The sequence below is a fragment of the Psychrobacillus sp. L4 genome (assembly GCF_042944905.1).
In the GTDB taxonomy this organism is placed as follows: Bacteria; Bacillota; Bacilli; order Bacillales_A; family Planococcaceae; genus Psychrobacillus.
Genome location: NZ_CP168496.1, coordinates 2,672,609 through 2,690,435 on the forward strand (window position 1 = coordinate 2,672,609; position 17,827 = coordinate 2,690,435).

Consider the following 17,827-nt stretch of genomic DNA (forward strand, 5'->3'; position numbering starts at 1 on the left):
ATTTGAATGAAGATGAGACCAATTTAATCTGTGCCCACGATTAATTTGCTCAAATTCCTTCTAATTTTTCTTTGTTATAAAGGCTTTTCAATTTTCTTTTTGATAACTTTTTCTTAGATAAACTCCATTCTTTGATCCATAAAAAGTTTCGGTACATTTTTGCTTTTAGAGTATTAGTAGAGAAAATAATTAAATTGGTGTTACCAAGTTCAATAGACTTTTCTAAATTGGAAAGTTCATAACCCAAGCTTAGATCTAATTTCAACATTTTCTCCAAATCAAATGAAGGTAAATCCATTTTATAATAGCCAGCTTTCAAATTTCGAGCTATTAGATACTCAGATAAACTATCTATAGTATCCGAAACTTCTAATAGTCCATCTAAATAAAACACGATACTTTTTTTCAATCTAATTAATTCATCCATCGTGAACATAATAGTTCTTTTCTTATCTACTTTTTTAACAATAAAATCCATATAACTTTCTCTACTTTGACCTAAAAAGTGGAAAACGTATGAAAAGTTATTTTTTTTAACCTGAAACGGAAAAAAAGCAATAATTCTGTTATGTTCCTTAACTGCATAAATTTCAACTTTCTCTTGAAGTCCTATAAACTTCCACCAATTATAACTAAAAGTATATTTAATAAATGGATTATCATTTTTGCTTTCTTGCAAAATGGCATTCCATTCTTTTTCGAATACTTCTAAATGCTTCAGTGTTTTAATCTCAATGAGCTCCAAATAACTCCCCTTTCTAATATGGTTGGTTTAGTAGCTTGTAATATTGTATCGTTTCTGTCAAACCTTGAACAAAACTATAAGATGGGTTCCACCCAAGCGATGCAATTGCTTTTTCATTAGAGAGAACACTTCGTTGAATTTCTCCATCTCTCAGAGATTCATAAATTGGTTCTCTCTTCAAACCTATTAGTTCAGCTATTTCTTCATAGAGTCTTTGAATAGAAATTTCTACACCAGAGCTAATATTATAAACACCTGTATGTTCAGACATAATGGCTTGTACGCACGCCGTTGCTATATCTTTTACATAGATAAAATCTCTCGTTTGATTACCATCGTAAATAATAGGGTTTTCTCCCTCTATTAACCGGAGGATAAGACTTGAAATGACTCCATTTGGTTGCTTAGGGCCAAAAACATTAGAAAATCGTAATATAGTGCTTTTTACATCAAATAATTTTTCATAAAGCTGTGCATACTTTTCGGCAGATATTTTAGAAAGTGCATAAAAAGAGAGAGGAGAAATTTTACTGTCCTCTAAAACTGGAAGTTTAGTAGGATTGCCATATACTGCTGCTGTAGAAGCCATCACGCATTTTTTCACTTCATATTGTCTCGCATATCTTAAAATATTCAAAGTGCCAAATAAGTTTGCTTGGCAATCTTCTACTGGATTAATCATTGATTTGATAACGGATGATTGTGCAGCCAAATGAATGACATAATCAGGTTGTTCTATTTGAAAAACAGACTCTAATTCATTTTTCGTAATATCTATTTCATAAAAGAGAACATTTTTTGATATATTACTTAACATTCCAGTCGATAAATTATCTACCGCTATTACCGAAATTTGTTGTTCTAATAATGCTTGTACGACGTAAGGACCTATAAAACCTGCTGCTCCTGTCACCATTACCTTCAATGTATATCCCCCGATTCAATTAAAATTCGAAATATAGAAATAGTTTTTGCAAACATTTTTTTCAAACGTAAAATTACTTTACAAATTTCTTTATTTCTTCCTCCTAGTTTGTTTTTTAGTTAATCATTTTCTATAAATAATCCTAGTACTTTTCTTTAACTGGTGGCAAAATTTGAGATGTCGGTCCATACTTTATTCTCTATATACCAATGATTGTTTCTGCAACAACTTCTTCAAAGGTATAAGAAGGAGACCATCCCAATCCTTTACTTATTTTAGAATTATCTATTGCATATCTCCTATCATGACCAAAACGATCTTGTACAAATTCAATTAAATTCTCCTCTTTATTTAAATAGTTTAGAATTAGTTTAACGATTTCTATATTTTCTTTTTCATTATTTCCACCGATGTTGTATACTTCCCCAATACCTCCATTGTGAAGTACCATGTCTATCGTAGGGCAATGGCCCGCTAGATACATTTTGAAGATTTGGAAGCAACGGTCTAGTAATATGAATGGGATCCTTAAACTTTAGTCCAATGATTGAAAGCCTCCTCTTTTTTTGAATAGCAACCAAACTTATAATTCCAAATATATAATACTTTACCTATTTAACATTTTTAACTTTAAAATGAATGGAAAAATTAATTGATACAAATCCATTAATTGTCTAATCCTGAAAATTCCACTAGCTAGAATATAAACAGAAATGCCGATGCAAATTTGACAAATTAACTTGATTAAATAATCATCTGGCAATATATAACCAGATACAAATACTACGCATCCCATCAAAATAGAAATGGAAAACATAGGGAATAAATCCTTCAACTGATTTTTAGTTGAATACCCTATTAATCTTCCTGAATAGTACGTATTTATAAATAACGAGATGAACGAACTAATAACACCTGTCCAAATGAGCCCGATGATACCTAATTTCAAAAGCAATGACAAAGCAACCAATAAGGTAATAATAACTTTTTTTATAACTTCTAATAGTAAAAACAGATCTGATCTCCCTTTTACTTGCAGAACATTAAGATTTAAAGAATGAATTGGGTACATCATACCTGCAATACATAACAATTGAAAATAGTGTACCGACGGTAGCCATTTTTCACCAAAGAGTACTTGAAAAAGCGGAGTTGCGATTACCGCAATACCTATCATAAGAGGAAAATTAATAAAACTAGTTATTTTAATCATATTTTTAAATACTGATTTAAGTCTTTCTTCGTCATCTTGGGTTCTACTCAGTACCGGATAGGTTACTCGTTGTAATGTAGCTACAATAGGTAGAGAAGACATGTCCCTTAATCTCTCGGCGTTTGAATAATATCCAAGTTGGGTAGCAGTGTAAAGTTTACCAATTACTAAATAGTACAAATTATTGTAAATGGAATCGATAATTCCGGATATTAAAAGTTTATATCCAAATCTAAAAAACTTTTTAAATGATTTCATATTAAATGTTAATGAAGGAATCCAACGATTAAAGCACCATAATAATATAGTTTGTATGAATTGAAGAACAATCATATTGGCAACTAAACTCCAGACACCGAAACCTAAAAAGGCCATTAAAATTGATATACTACCAGATGTAAATACGGCTATGAATTTTACTTTCGCCAACGTTTTAAAATCGAGCATTTTAGTAAGCTTTACTCTTTGAATTATTGCTAATGAAGTTATTATAAGGGTAATAGAAAGTACTCGAATAATTTCAATCAATTGCGGAGTACTAAAGAATCGACTGACAAAAGGAGCACTAACATATAAAACAAAATAAATTAAAATAGAAATGATCAAGTTAAAATGGAATATTGTCGAATAGTCTGCTTGACTTGTATCTTGATCTCTTATCAATGCTTGGGAAAATCCGCAGTCAACTAAGGAGGTTGAAATCGCATTTAATACTAAAACCATTCCAATAACGCCAAAATGCTCCGGTAATAGGAGTCTTGCTAGAATAATTTGAATGATAAATTGAATCCCACTATTTGCAAATATGTCCGTCGCACTCCAAAATAAGCCAGTCATCGTTTTTTGTTTATTAAAATGCATTTCTTCCATATATTTTCTCCAATCGATAAATCAAAACGGCAATAAGTTCGTTTGTAGTTCACTTTATTACCCGTAGAACTGGTAATAGTAATGATTCTTTTCAAGTTTATAGTTGTTAAGAATTGTCCCAATAATATTTGCTTTAGAGGTTTGTAACGCTTCTTTAGCTTTTACAGCGTTCTTTTTCTCCGTTTTACCTGAACTAATGACAAGTATTGTACCATCACATTTATTGGAAAGTATTTGAGCATCCGAAACGGAAAGAGCTGGTGGGGCATCGAAAATAATCATGTCATATCTCTCTTTTATTTCTTTTATAAAAATGTCCATTGAACTTGATCCAAGAAGTTCTGCAGGATTGGAGGGTATTGGACCACATGTAATCAGGTGCAATCCATTAATTCCAGATTCCTTTACTACTTCATTAATATGCCAATGGCCCGTCAGCAAGTTGGTTAAACCAGGTGTATTGGACTTTTCAAATGTGTAATGCATTGTAGGTTTCCTCAAGTCAGCATCTACTAGGAGCACTTTTTTTCCTTCTTGTGCAAAAACAATTGCAACGTTTGCAGCTGACGTGGATTTTCCTTCTCCAATTGAAGAAGAAGTAAATAAAAGTGTTTTCAATTCCTTACTTGGTAGTGAAAAGTTAATGTTTGTCCGAACCGTTCGGAACTGTTCCGAAATGATAGATCTAGGACTAACACTCGTCACAAGTTTCCGTGCAACTAATTTCTGCAATTTCTTTTTCTTATTAAACACTTTTTGATCCTCTTTTCCTTTTGCGACTAGTCAATTCTTTTGTTCTTTTTAAATTTTTCCTTGAAATCGGGCTAACAAGCCCCAGAATTTGTAATCCTATTAATTCTTCAATATCCTGCTCGGTTTTTATTGTTGTATCTAAATACTCTAAGAGAAAAGTTATTCCCACTCCTAGCATTAAGCCGATAACTGCTGCAATTGCCATATTAAGGTTTGGATTGGGTTTAACAGGTGAAATATTCTTCGTGTCTACAGCTATTGAGAGAATGTTTACATTATCCACATTCATCAATGTCTTAATTTCTACACGGAAAACTTCGGCTGTCATATTCGCGATATCGATTGCTTTTTGCAACCCTGGATCTACTACTCTAATGTTAACAACTTGGGAGTTTTGGTGATTAAAAACGGTTATTTTTGTATTAAGTAATTCTGGTGTCGTATTTAAATTCAAATTTTCGATTACTTTTGAAAGAATAATTGGACTTTTTATAATTTCATTGTATGTGTTGATTAATTGAAGATTCGTTTGAATGTCCTGACTGTTTAATTGTCCTCGCTGGAATTCCTTTTGATTTATGAGAATTTGTGTTGATGCTTGGTAAATCGGAGTTAGAAAATAGTAGCTGTATATACCAGTAATCGTTACTACTAAAACGATAATGCTAATAATGAGCACAAACCGTTTTTTTATTGTTTTAAATAGTTCATGTAGACTAATTGTTTCCTCCATATGATTCATGACCCCTTTTGTTGGTTCATTGGTATAGAATCAACTATTTATTCACAAATGACGAGTCTTTTTGAAACCAACTGGTGGTAATGGTAGAAACTCTGTACCAAATAGGACGTGTTTAGCATTTTCACAATAGTAAGTAACATGACTTTCGGAAAACCTTTTCTTTACATATTGGTATGCTTTTTTCAATAAAAATGGTCTTTTTACATAATGATGTGCATCTGAAGCTATAAAATGAACTAAATTGTGTTTGATTAATACTTTGGTGTATTTCTTTATACTTCTACCATTAACTCCAATTAGGCTCGAAGCAGTTATTTGGATAAGAGCCCCTTTATTTACAAACTCATATAGAAGTTGTTTGTTTCGCCTAAGTGCAGCATTTCTTTCTGGATGTACAATAATTGGAATGTATCCTTTCAGTTGAATTTGAAAAAAGACTTCTAAAGTATTAGTTGGAATATGGTTGTTAGGTAGTTCTATTAATATATATTTGCCACTGTTGGCCAGGGTTAATAAATTATTATCTAATTCTTCAAGAATATTAGCGGTTAAATGAATTTCTTGCCCTGGAAGGATTTTCAAGGGAATATTTTTACGAGAAAGTTCCCTATATAAATTTGCTACTGCTTCTTTCACTTCTGTCGAAGAATTCGTATATTTTCTATTCAGATGATGTGGAGTAGCAATTATATGCGTTACACCATTTGCTACTCCATTTGTAGCAAGTAATATTGCTTCTTCCATGGACTGTGCTCCATCATCTAGTCCCGGTAAAATGTGATTATGGATATCTACAAGCACTTCTACTACTCCTTTTGAAAAACTATTGAAATATATTACTTGTACATATAGCTTATATTCAATAAGCTCCTTTCCCAGTAATCACAATAAGAATAGTTCGAATTACAATCTTTAAATCCAGTAAAAACGAACAATTTTGCACGTAATATAAATCCCTCGCTATTTTTTCACCATGCGTAATATTGGACCTACCATGAACTTGTGCATATCCTGTTATTCCTGGTTTTATGATGAGTCGTTTCTTTTGTTCTTTAGAATAATGATTTGTAATTTCGACCATTTCCGGCCGAGGTCCCACAAAGCTCATATCCCCTTTTAGTACATTCCATAATTGAGGGATTTCATCTATGCTGTACTTTCTGTATATTTTTCCCAAGGTTGTAACTATTAAATGTTCCGGCTTAGCGAATGAAAAGTCTTCAGGAACTTCATTCTGCCATTCATATTGATGGCTACTGGATTCTTCTGACTCCATTTGCATCGTTCGGAACTTCCAAATCTTAAAAGGAGTATTATTCATACCAGATCGGATTTGCTTAAAAAGTATAGGTCTTCCAGAAAATAGAAGTAGAATGATAGAAAAAAGTAATATAATTGGAACTAAAATGATGATTAACGAAACACTTCCAATAATATCAACGCTCCTTTTACCCATACGGTGATAGACGAAATGATTGCTTTGCTGCAAGGTTATATTTTTCAAGCTTTCCAAAACGCAGCCTCCTTTAATATTTGAAAAATAGAACTACTAAGAGAGTATATTCACCTCCTCTATCAAAAAAGAACTAATAAAAATAACTTTGGTACAAGTTAATAGAAACAAAAATAAGCTGCCACAAGGGATTACCCTTGGGACAGCTTGAAAATATTATTTTAAAGTATTATAAACTATAGGATTATCCGATTATTTTAATATGCTTTTTGCAATTGGCATTAATTCATTCTTCTCATAAAAGTTCCAGCTTTGAAAGGGAGGATGTCCCAAAAAGTCACCGAATAACGAATTTTCTTGAGTTATCCTTCATTTTGAATAAACAAAAATCCAATAGTCGGCTAAGTGAGATAAACAACGCAATGAAAACGACAATGCAATTATTTATCCAGATGCCCCCACTAGATTGTTGAAAAGTAAGAGATGAACTTTTTTCTTCGATTGGCAAAGATAAAGCTACAGTATTTTTAGGAGATGAATATAAAGGAATCGGTTTAGAACTTTCTGGTATTTATTCTTATTCGTCTGAGCATACTGGGACTGGCTATCAGCGATTGATTATGCAAAAATTTTGAAGGAGGAATATTAATTGTATGTATGATGTTGTTATTATTGGTGGGGGGCCATGTGGGTTATCAACGGGGCTTGCTCTTCAAGAAAAAGGTCTTTCTTATGTAATTATTGAAAAAGAGGCGATTGTCAATTCCATAGTCAACTGTCCATTACATATGACTTTCTATAGTACTTCAGATCGTTTAGAAATTGGCAATATCCCTTTCCTCTCTCAAGATGTGCGCCCTTCTCGAAATGAGTTACTAAAATATTATCGCTTAGTATCAGAAAGGCAAGAAATAAATATTAGATGCTATCAAAAAGTAAATTCTATTACTAAAAGTACAGCATCCTTTATTATCCATGCAGAAGATCGTGTGGGTAATGCCATTCCATACGAAGGGCGGATGATTGTTCTTGCAACTGGTATTTTCGATACCCCTAGAAAGTTAGAGGTAGCTGGGGAAAGTTTATCCAAGGTATCACATTATTATAAAGAGGGCCACAATTATTTTGGACAACATGTTACAGTTGTAGGTGGTAAAAATTCGGCGATTGAAGCTGCGATTGATCTTTATCGTAATGGTGCTCATGTTACGCTTGTACACCGAGGAGAAACTGTCTTAGAAGGCATTAAACCATCTTTGCTGTTAGATATGCGTAACCTTCTAAAAAAGGAACAAATAAGCTTTTATCCGAATTCAACTATTGCAAATATAGATGATACAACCATTAATATAATTTCTCCCGATGGTACTGTTTCCTTAAAAAATGACTTTGTGTTTTCCCTCATCGGGTATCAGCCAAATATTTCATTGCTCCAAAGCATCGGCATTCAAACCGACCTTTCTACACTAGTTCCTTCTTTTAATCCTAAAACACACGAATCTAATGTCAAAAACATTTTTCTTTCTGGAGTTGTAACTGGTGGTATTACCAATAGTGTGTACATTGAAGATGGACGATTTCACGGTTTGAAAATTGCAGAAGAAATTGCGCAACGCCTTTCCTATGTATAATACGTTAAAGGCTCTAGAAATCACATTCATGTAATTTGGAGAGCCTTTATTTTAGAAAATGCTTAAATCCCATGTATCTGCAATCTTTTTCAACAACATTACACCTGCTACACTACTTCCATATTCATCAATAGCTGGTCCATAAATGCCTATCCCGCAGCCTTCCTGGAAAGGAAATTCTTCATTTCTAACACGAGGTGGAACGGTTGCCATTATCCCACCGGAAACCCCGGTCTTTGCTGGTATTCCAATAAAAGCAGCAAATTTACCGGAAGCGTTATAAACCCCACAAGTCAGCATTAAACTTTTGGCTAATCTGGCCACTTCTTTAGGAAGAATTTGTTCCTTTCGAATTGGATGAAATCCATCATGTGCCAATATTAAGCCTATTAAAGCGATGTCTTCTGTTGTTACTTCTAACGAACATTGCTTCAAATATACCTCTAAAGCTTCCTCCACCTCTATTTCTAAATAACCTGTTTCTTTTAAATAATAGGCTAAAGCTCTATTTCGATTTGCGGTTTGCCATTCCGAAACGAACACTTCCTCATTTAATGTAGGACGTTTCCCAACCATTTTCTCCATTAATAAATAAATGGATTCTAATTTTTTCTCTGGAGTTGATCCTGGAAGAATAGAGGAAACTGTTATTGCCCCCGCGTTGATCATCGGATTAAATGGTTTTCCTGGCTTGTGCATTTCTAAACGAATAATGGAGTTAAATGGATCGCCAGTTGGTTCTAAATCCACCCGATCCAATACATAAGGGATACCATGGTGCATGCATGCAGCGATAAAGCTGATTACTTTGGAAATACTTTGTAAAGTAAAAGGAACGTTCCAATCACCAGACTTTATCATGGTCCCATCAGGCCCAATAATAGTGATACCCAAATTGGAAGATTCCACCTTCTCTAAAGCTGGGATATAGGAAGCATTTTTCCCTTGCTTAGAAAAAGTACGATACTGCGCCACCCAGTCATCTATATTAGTTACATTTTGATTTACTTTCTGAATACCCGAATCACCAGTGACTTTTTTCATATTATCCATCCCTTAACCATGAAATTATTACGATTATTAAATTGATTCTATTTTCTTAATTTAGAATAGAACAATATTCAAAAAATTACTATCCATATTATGAACGCGTTAAAATTCATACTTACTTTCCTATTCGCCATCACTATCATCTTCTTCTACTTCTCTAGATGGTAATATTCCCGTTTTTTCTACAAGTCTTGGTAAGTTCATCGCAATAAACATTAAAATTACAGTGATAATAGCTAAATCATATGCTCCATAACCTATCGTTAAACCAACACAAGCAGTAATCCAAAGATTTGCTGCAGTAGTAAGACCTCGTTTTATATTATCCTTATCTAACCAAATTACACCTGCACCAAGAAATCCAATCCCGCTAATTACTTGTGCTGCTAAACGCATTGGATCATTGCCATCACCTTGATTTAACGTCGAAAGAATCATTGCAAGTGTTGATCCCAAACAGACTAAAATATGCGTTCTAATCCCCGCCGGCTTATTCTTAATAGCCCTTTCCAAGCCAATTAAAAATCCTATAATCGTAGCAACAATTAGTCTAATATATAAGTCAATATGTGAATTGAATAATGATGTAATAAAATTCATCGTGCATTACTCCTTTCATTTATTTCATTCCTTCACTAGTACCTTTTTTAATAAGATTCACTTCCATTAACAAAATTACTCTATATATGTTTATTTCTATAAAAGATTTCTAAAACCTTTTAAAATGAATGAACATTTCTAAGCTTCATAAAAAACGAAAGAGCTGCCGAAATGCATTTTCGTCAGCTCTTTCTATTCATGTATTAAAGCACCGAAACAATTCTAAATGAAGGCAAGATTTAACGTGAAGCCCTAGGTGCTAAACAGTCTGTACATTTTTTCTGATTGCTACCTTTAAATTTAGTGAAAGTTTTTTCAAAATTATTTCCGCAAGCACATTTAAATAGAAGTTTTTGCGAGTATCCTATATATTCTTTTGACAGTAATACACTATCTGAATTCTTCGTGACATACTCACGGATACTTTCAATAGTCCATTTTTTATTCATATTGACACCTCCGATAACGTTTCCGAAAACAACCAAGAAGATGTTTTGGATTCCTTCATTTCAATTAGATCCATAACTTTCTAATCTACCTAAGTACACTATTATACCATTATTTCTTTAAAAATTTATACCTATTTCCAAGCGCTAGCCACACAGGAGCGAAAATACTTAATCTTCTACCGGCAGCCAACCTTTTACATTTATTAAGCGGTCCCATAATGGGTCAGGTATTACTAATTCCTTTTGATCCTTTTTAGAAAGGGTGGTACGTATTTGATCTTCTTGTCCGGCTTCCACTTTTTCAATCCATTTTGGTTCCATAAGCATCTCTCGGCCTAAAGCAATTAATGGGACGCCTGTTTCTAATGCTTCCACTACTTCCTCAGGACTATGTAGTGAGCCAACACCTAAAATTGGGACACGACTGCCAACTTTTTCATAAACTTTGATAATCCTTGATTGGGATTCATTTTTCTCACGGAAAGAGCCATTCCAGAAATGCATGACAGATACATGCAAGTAATCGAGTGCTTGATCTGCTAGCTTATCGACAAATTGAAGCGTATCCTCCAAGGTAATCCCAGGATTTGTTCCTTCTTCAGGTGATATTCGATACCCTACAATAAATGGTGTTTTAGCATGTTCTGCAACTGCTTTTTTTACAGAATTCACGACAGCTAATGGAAACTGCATTCTTTTTTCAAGAGACCCTCCCCATTGGTCTTCTCTTCTATTAGAGTGTGGAGAGAAAAATTGTTGTAATAGATATGTATTAGCACCGTGAAGTTCCACTCCGTCAAATCCTGCTTCAATAGCTCGTCGCGTTGCCTCACCAAAAGCTTTAATAGTATTTTGTATTTCAACTTCGGTCATTTCACGCGGAACTGGTGCCCCTTCCCGATCAGCTGCAATAGCGCTTGCCGAAACAGGCTGTTGGTCTGGCAATAATGTTGGTGGTGATTGTCTACCCCCATGATAAATTTGCAGAATCGCTTTTGTTCCATTCGATTGAATTGTTTTCGCTAGTTTATTCAGTCTAGGGATGAAAATATCATCATCGACACTGAATTGACCAGGAAATCCTTTTCCATCTAAACTGACATATGCACATGCTGTAATAAATGCCCCAACTCCGCCAGATCGCTCCTTATAATAAGCTAGCTCTTGTTCGGATAATTCTCCATTATCTTGGGATGAATAAGTGGTCATTGGTGCAATCATTATTCGATTCTTTACCTCTACCCCTGAAGGAAAAGCAAAAGATTGAAAGATCTGTTCGTATTTATTATTCATATGTAGTCCTCCTATTTTTTATATATGCATTTACTACGATACACTTTTTCATTCCTTCCTGTCTTGTGGAAAGATTCGGCCGTCATTACTATAGTTGCAATATTAATAGATGGAATGCCCACTACCAATTGTCCGATCTAACATAATCTATTTCATGAATAGCATTTATAAAAGGAGGAATAAAAATGACCTTTGGAAATGACAACCTCCCAAAGGAGAATAAAGATCATCAGCTCGTTAGAATGTCCGATATGGAATTTAAACCATTTTCACTATTGAATTTGATAAATGGGATGGATTCTTATCTCAATCAATTCTTTAAGCATATAAATACTCAGCTTACATCTAACCCGCACTGGATTAACACGTATGAAACTGACTCAGAAGTGATTATTGAAGCAAATCTACCAGGTTGTACGAAGAACCAAATTCAATTAGAAATCATCGGTAATCAGTTAAGAATAGGAGTGGAGAATTCCATTCTAGAGGAAGTCAATTATGAGACCCACACGGGAAGAAAACAATTTTATCAACGACGAGAGCACGTTATCCCCCTTCCCTATTCAATTTCCGAAAAAGAAACAAAAACCTCCTTTCACAATGAAACACTTAAAATCACTTTCCCCAAAAAAGATATTAAGCGAAGATACCTTACAATAGATGATAATTCCTAAGTAGGTCCCAACTAGATGAAATGCAAAGCTACAATAACCGGTAATATTCGGTAGTTGTGGCTTTTTTGTTATAAATTTAAATCTTTTTAAACTTGTCAGCCTTTAGCCGTAGGGAAAATTAAATCTAAGGTTCAATGCGGAATATGTTTCCATTTCTTACAATGAAGATACAACTAAAAAGTGAAAGAAGGGAGCATATATGCTGGTTAAATTTTTAAAATTAAAAAGATAGTTAGTGATCAGTTGTTTCATTTCGCAATTATTTTCATATTTTTTATCAAACTTTCGAATTTTTAGGAGGAGTTCTATATGTCGAGTTTTACTAAATGGGCTTTTAGTAACAAAGCAGCGGTTGCTGTATTGACCATCCTAATATTAGTTATAGGTGTAGTCAGTTATTTTAAACTACCAATGGAGTTCTTACCTTCAGCAGACAATCCGCAAGTCACCATCATATCCATGGGGCAAGGAACGGATTCCAAAACGATGGAATCTGAAGTGACTATGCCAATTGAAAGAGCCGTTAGAGGATTAAATGGCAAAAAATCCGTGTATTCTACAACTGGAGACGGATTCTCTAAAGTGGACCTGTTCTTTGAGGCGGGATACGATATGAAACAAGCGAAACAGGATGTAACAGAAGCATTAAGCAATGTGGCCTTACCTATTAATATATCTAAGCCAATAATTTCCCAGCTTAATACGTCCATGATTCCAATAGCTAACATTGCCGTTACCTTTGATGATGGAATGACTACAAAAAATATGGATTTTGCCCGTGAAGAGCTTCTATCCCGGTATCAAGAAATCAAAGGGGTGTCCAATGTAGATGTATATGGAATCACAGATTCAATCATTACTATCAAAATTGATAATGCAAAATTGGCTAAAAATCAAATTCCTTTTCAATCGGTTATGGGGATTCTGCATGGTCAAAATATCGCAGTAGCTATCGGCGAGAAAATAATAGATGGAAAAAATAGCAATATTAAAGTAATTGGTGATCTAACAAGCATTGAAAAATTGAAAGGAATAAATGTAGGACCTGACGTAAAACTGGAAGATATTGCATCCATTAAAGAAACAAAAGATACGAATTTCATCAGTCGATTCAACGGAAAGGATAGTCTAGATATAAGCATCACAAAAGACAGCAAATCCAATGCTGTAACGATTAGCAAAGAAATTGAAAAAGTAACAAAGGAAATTAATAAAAAATATGATCAGCAAGAATCTGTTGTTTATGTCTCTTCTGCTGATCTGGTTCAAAACTCCGTTCATACGATGATCAAGGAAGTGCTTCTTGGTGCACTATTTGCGACGATTGTCATTATGCTCTTTTTACGAAATATCCGTTCTACTTTTATTACTATCGTATCGATTCCTTTGTCACTATGTTTAACGTTATTCCTACTATCATTGTCTGGTGTAACACTGAATATATTAACGCTTGGCGGAGTGGCTGTTGCAGTTGGACGTCTAGTGGATGACAGCATTGTCGTAATCGAAAATATTTTCCGCAAAATGCAAACTGAGAAACTCTCCGTCCAAATGGTGATTGCCGCAACGAAACAAGTAGGAGTCGCAATTACTGCCTCTACACTAGCAACGGTAGCAGTCTTTTTACCGATGAGCTTATTAAATGGAGGATTACAGGAATTCCTTTTACCATTTGCATTGACCGTTACTTATTCCTTGCTTGCATCCTTGCTCGTCGCGTTGACTGTAGTTCCGTTAATGAGTGCAGGATTATTGAAGAATACAAAGATGCCGGAACATAAACCAGCTGTTCGTTTTCCAAAGATAGTTACATGGTCTTTGAATCATAAATGGATTATCTTTTTGTTATCCATCATCCTTTTCATCGGCTCCATTGGTACTTACTTTGCCATTCCAAAAGGAGCAGTTGACAACTCTTCTGCTGACTATGTTGTAGCCACGCTAAGTTACCCAAATGATACACCTTTAGATGAAGTAAAGGCCAAAACGTTAGAATTGGAATCTTCTATTCTAGAGATGGATGAAGTCCAATATGTATTTTCTCAGGTAGGTTCACCAGCCGAAGCTGCTCAATATGGCTGGGTCGGATCATCGACGGAAGCCTCCTTCAGTATTTTATTGCATGATAATAAAGATACAGAACACATCGTTAAAGAAATGGAAAAGAAAAAAGATCAATATCCTGATGCGCTATTAGAAGTAACTGCAGCATCCTTTATGATGGGTGGCGCAAGTACTAATATCACGATCGATGTAGTAGGTGAAAATTTAGAGAGCCTTGAAGAAGTGGCCACAGCCATTAAAGAAAAAGTTATGAACATCGAAGGCGTAGAAGAAGTTGCAACTAATCAGGATGAAAAGAAAACCGTATATTCCCTCAAGGTCGATCCAACAAAAGGAAACACAGAACAGATTGCGCAACAGTTAGGCGTAATGCTAAATAAAACACCGATAGGAACGATAAGTTTAAACGACAAACCAAAAATGGTATTCTTGGAACCGCTTTTTGATACGAAAACACCAAAAGACTTGGAAAATATACAAGTTATGACCGATACAGGTCTTGTACCAGTATCGTCCATTGCTAAGCTGCAAAGTGAAGAGCGTTCAACTAATCAATTCCATAAAGATGGAGATGCTTACCTTCGTGTAACCGCATCCATTGACCCTGCGAAACTATCCGAAATCTCAAGCAAGATAAATCTAGAAATATTCGGGGATAATAAAGAACAGGAAACAATGGATATACCGGATAATGTGGAGGTTCTAGTTGGAGGATCAAGTAGCCAACAAGCAGAAGATTTTACAGACTTATTTCTCATTATGCTTGTCTCTATTGGAATTGTATTTTTAATAATGGTCATCACATTTAAGTCAATCAAAGCACCTATCGCAATTCTTTGCTCCCTACCACTTGCAGCAATTGGCGCTATTTTAGGAATTCTTATTAGCGGAATACCAGTTGATATTACGGCACTATTAGGAGCATTGATGCTAATCGGGATTGTCGTAACAAATGCGATTGTGCTTCTAGACCGAGTAAAACAAAATGAACAAAAAATGATAATTCGCGACGCACTTGTAGAAGCAACCGCTACAAGAATGAGACCAATCTTCATGACTGCGATTGCAACCATTTGTGCGATGCTTCCATTACTAATGAAGCAGGCTGAAACAGGAAGCTTAGTATCACAAAGCTTGGCTATTGTAGTTATTGGTGGGTTAGCTATGGCAACCTTGCTAACGCTGATTGTGATTCCTTGTATATATGAATTGCTTTATTTTAGGAAGTCTAAGAAACAGCGAATTAGTCAAGCAGCTGGGCAAGATGCTTCAGTTTAAATAAATGATTAAAAACCAGACCTTAGCTTAATTGCTTTGTTCTGGTTTTTATACGTTCGTTCCAGTTGAAAAGTGAAGTTAATCTAATGCCATTAAATAAATAATATTTTTCAAAAGAAATTCTTTTCCTATATCATTGTAAACTACTCGTTGATAAGCTTCTCCGTTATAATAACTTTCAATACTTTCAATCCCATAAGCAATGGAATTGTCGTTTACCACCGTACGTATCTTATTTTCACTAATCATTTCTTCACTTAAAATACCAATTTGTTTCAGCTTTCTATTTATTGCTGCACCACTTATTTTTTTTGAAACCTCTTTATCAATTACTATATTTACCGCCCGTGCAAACTCATTTATACCTATAAGCCCTTTTGGTAGCACTACACTTTCTAGTTGCTCTAGTGAAAGCACCACTTTATTAGGCCGTTTTCTATTTTTTATTTTTTTCTTCTTCTTCTCAAGTTCACTATCTAAAAAATTTATTATAGTAAATAAATGCCGAATAACTTGAGGTTTGTTTAACAAATGGTCTGTCACTATAGCTGATCCATCTATGGGATTAATGCCATGTGCTAACTTTTCTAACACTTGTTTTGACTCTAATAACTTTGCCTGATTTCCCTCCATTTTTACCACCTTTTAAAGAAGTGTTCGTTCCTTATGTTAGAAACAATCATGAAAATTTTTACAACCACATTTGATGGGATTAAGATGAATGTTTCTGACACTAGAGAGATGTTATCTCATTTATCCGTTCAACAGTTAGTCCTGTCACTTCTGCAATAAAATCTACATCCATTTTCTTAGCAAGCAATTTTCGAACCGTCTCCTCTTTTTCTTCCAGTATTCCTTTTTCCCTTCCTTCTTCCCTTCCTTCTTCTCTTCCCTTTTTTTCAGCCATGTATTTTACGTCTTCTAACTTTGCTTCTTCGTCCAAGATGTATTTCAAGCGAGATTCATAAGCGAGTACATCTTCTTTGGATTTGCTTAGTTGCTCCCAAGCTGAAAATGCATTGGCTAGAATTTCGTCTTTCATCGCTAATTCCTCCAATTCTTGATAGATTTGATTGTAAACTTTTTCTTTCCGTGCATCGACCATACCGAGCAGTAGTAACCAGCGAACTAAAATATCGTCAAAGGCGTTCAATTCATTTCGGCTCCACATGTGTAAGAACTTATTCATTTCAATAAAATGGACTTCTAGCACCTCATCCGAATCGCTTATACGCTGCATAGTAGAATCTTCATATAAATGGAAGGTGTTATGGTAATATGTGTTTTTATCGAATACTGTAAAATGGCATATATTAATCGTGATTGTCGGTAAAAGCGTATGATATCCCATCCCTTTAGACAACTGTGAGGTGTAGAGCCTCGACCAATAGTAGAGTGTCCGCTTGAACATGTTGTGTTCGTTGGATAATTGTACTTCCATATTTATTAGGTCGCCCTTTTGCGTTCGAACAACAATATCTAGCCGTGACTGTTTATCGTCTTTGTATTCACCTCCTACTTCTTGACTCGTAAATTCAACTTCTTTGATCGTGTCCCGACCGGTGCGTTGCAAAATAGCATTCAAAAAAACGATTGTTATTCTTTTGTTTTTCTCACTTCCAAACATTTGTTTAAAAGCATAGTCGACGGTTAGGTCCATTAGTTTGGATAGTGGAATTCTGCTAAGTGCTTTTCGATTGATAGGTTTCACCCCACTGTAGTTAGTTGTATTATATCTCTTTCTTTCACGATACAACAACGACATTTGGAAGTAAATTGTCATAAATGTACTAATAACAAAACTACTCCATTCTCCGCGCAAAAGTAGATCCAAAATTAAATTTTAACCCCTATATGCGTTTCAAAATAAAATTTCTATTTCTGGCGCAGAGTAGTTTTTTAGCTGTTACTTCTATTTCTTCCTCCCTGTGTCAGAAAGAAACATGAAATTCATAACATTCATGTTTCTTTGAATTAACGTGAATATTTCTGACACAGCGTAGCTATTTAAACGCTTTATTTCTTCACATTTTCAAAACATTGTTGAATAAAATCTTTTAAAATCTTCATTTTTCCCTTCGTATCCA

At 34.5% G+C, this 17,827-nt stretch carries 17 protein-coding genes; 3 read left to right on the top strand and 14 right to left on the bottom strand.

The features are described 5' to 3' along the window. Positions 1-49: 49 nt before the first annotated feature. From ACEPXG_RS12900 to ACEPXG_RS12935, 8 genes are all read right to left on the bottom strand, one after another. A complete protein-coding gene (locus ACEPXG_RS12900) occupies positions 50-745 on the bottom strand; it encodes a hypothetical protein (RefSeq protein ID WP_391203014.1) in 696 nt (231 codons plus the stop codon). 13 nt (positions 746-758) lie between these two features. Beyond that, positions 759-1,661 (bottom strand): NAD-dependent epimerase/dehydratase family protein, encoded by a 903-nt coding sequence (locus ACEPXG_RS12905; protein ID WP_391209898.1) that lies wholly within the window; start codon positions 1,659-1,661, stop codon positions 759-761. 208 nt (positions 1,662-1,869) lie between these two features. Continuing rightward, a complete protein-coding gene (locus tag ACEPXG_RS12910) occupies positions 1,870-2,121 on the bottom strand; it encodes a GDP-mannose 4,6-dehydratase (protein WP_391203017.1) in 252 nt (83 codons plus the stop codon). 156 nt (positions 2,122-2,277) lie between these two features. Beyond that, positions 2,278-3,753, bottom strand: coding sequence for a lipopolysaccharide biosynthesis protein (locus ACEPXG_RS12915; protein ID WP_391203020.1), 1,476 nt, complete (start codon positions 3,751-3,753; stop codon positions 2,278-2,280). A 57-nt stretch (positions 3,754-3,810) separates the two neighbouring features. After that, positions 3,811-4,506 (bottom strand): CpsD/CapB family tyrosine-protein kinase, encoded by a 696-nt coding sequence (locus tag ACEPXG_RS12920; RefSeq protein WP_391203022.1) that lies wholly within the window; start codon positions 4,504-4,506, stop codon positions 3,811-3,813. Beyond that, a complete protein-coding gene (locus ACEPXG_RS12925) occupies positions 4,499-5,239 on the bottom strand; it encodes a YveK family protein (protein ID WP_391203026.1) in 741 nt (246 codons plus the stop codon). Before ACEPXG_RS12925 ends, ACEPXG_RS12920 begins: the two co-directional genes overlap by 8 nt. Before the next feature lie 51 nt (positions 5,240-5,290). Beyond that, on the bottom strand, positions 5,291-6,049 hold the full coding sequence (locus tag ACEPXG_RS12930; protein WP_391203029.1) for a tyrosine-protein phosphatase: 759 nt from the start codon (positions 6,047-6,049) through the stop codon (positions 5,291-5,293). A 58-nt stretch (positions 6,050-6,107) separates the two neighbouring features. Then, complete coding sequence (locus ACEPXG_RS12935; protein WP_391203032.1) at positions 6,108-6,761, bottom strand: sugar transferase; 654 nt, start codon at positions 6,759-6,761, stop codon at positions 6,108-6,110. 593 nt (positions 6,762-7,354) lie between these two features. Between ACEPXG_RS12935 and ACEPXG_RS12940 the strand changes: the two genes are divergently transcribed. Beyond that, entirely contained in the window at positions 7,355-8,332 is a 978-nt protein-coding gene (locus ACEPXG_RS12940; protein WP_391203035.1) for a YpdA family putative bacillithiol disulfide reductase, read from the top strand. A gap of 51 nt (positions 8,333-8,383) precedes the next feature. Here ACEPXG_RS12940 and ACEPXG_RS12945 read toward each other — a convergent pair whose 3' ends face one another. From ACEPXG_RS12945 to ACEPXG_RS12960, 4 genes are all read right to left on the bottom strand, one after another. Continuing rightward, positions 8,384-9,376, bottom strand: coding sequence for a glutaminase (locus ACEPXG_RS12945; protein WP_391203038.1), 993 nt, complete (start codon positions 9,374-9,376; stop codon positions 8,384-8,386). A 129-nt stretch (positions 9,377-9,505) separates the two neighbouring features. Next, positions 9,506-9,982: an MgtC/SapB family protein gene (locus ACEPXG_RS12950; RefSeq protein WP_391203041.1), complete on the bottom strand. Its 477-nt coding sequence runs from the start codon at positions 9,980-9,982 to the stop codon at positions 9,506-9,508. Between the two features lie 239 nt (positions 9,983-10,221). Further along, positions 10,222-10,431, bottom strand: coding sequence for a hypothetical protein (locus ACEPXG_RS12955; RefSeq protein WP_391203044.1), 210 nt, complete (start codon positions 10,429-10,431; stop codon positions 10,222-10,224). Positions 10,432-10,599: 168 nt separating this feature from the next. After that, the gene (locus tag ACEPXG_RS12960; RefSeq protein ID WP_391203048.1) at positions 10,600-11,724 is read right to left on the bottom strand and encodes an NADH-dependent flavin oxidoreductase; all 1,125 of its coding nucleotides are present in this window, start codon (positions 11,722-11,724) and stop codon (positions 10,600-10,602) included. Positions 11,725-11,909: 185 nt separating this feature from the next. Between ACEPXG_RS12960 and ACEPXG_RS12965 the strand changes: the two genes are divergently transcribed. Together ACEPXG_RS12965 and ACEPXG_RS12970 are read left to right on the top strand one after the other, a co-directional pair. Further along, positions 11,910-12,398, top strand: a complete 489-nt coding sequence (locus ACEPXG_RS12965) for an Hsp20/alpha crystallin family protein (RefSeq protein ID WP_391203051.1) — start codon at positions 11,910-11,912, stop codon at positions 12,396-12,398. A gap of 309 nt (positions 12,399-12,707) precedes the next feature. Further along, positions 12,708-15,740, top strand: a complete 3,033-nt coding sequence (locus ACEPXG_RS12970; RefSeq protein ID WP_391203054.1) for an efflux RND transporter permease subunit — start codon at positions 12,708-12,710, stop codon at positions 15,738-15,740. A gap of 78 nt (positions 15,741-15,818) precedes the next feature. Here the strand turns inward: ACEPXG_RS12970 and ACEPXG_RS12975 are convergent, their stop codons facing one another. Next, entirely contained in the window at positions 15,819-16,373 is a 555-nt protein-coding gene (locus ACEPXG_RS12975) for a hypothetical protein (RefSeq protein WP_391203058.1), read from the bottom strand. Positions 16,374-16,473: 100 nt separating this feature from the next. Next, entirely contained in the window at positions 16,474-17,574 is a 1,101-nt protein-coding gene (locus tag ACEPXG_RS12980; protein WP_391203061.1) for an Rpn family recombination-promoting nuclease/putative transposase, read from the bottom strand. Positions 17,575-17,827: the final 253 nt, after the last annotated feature.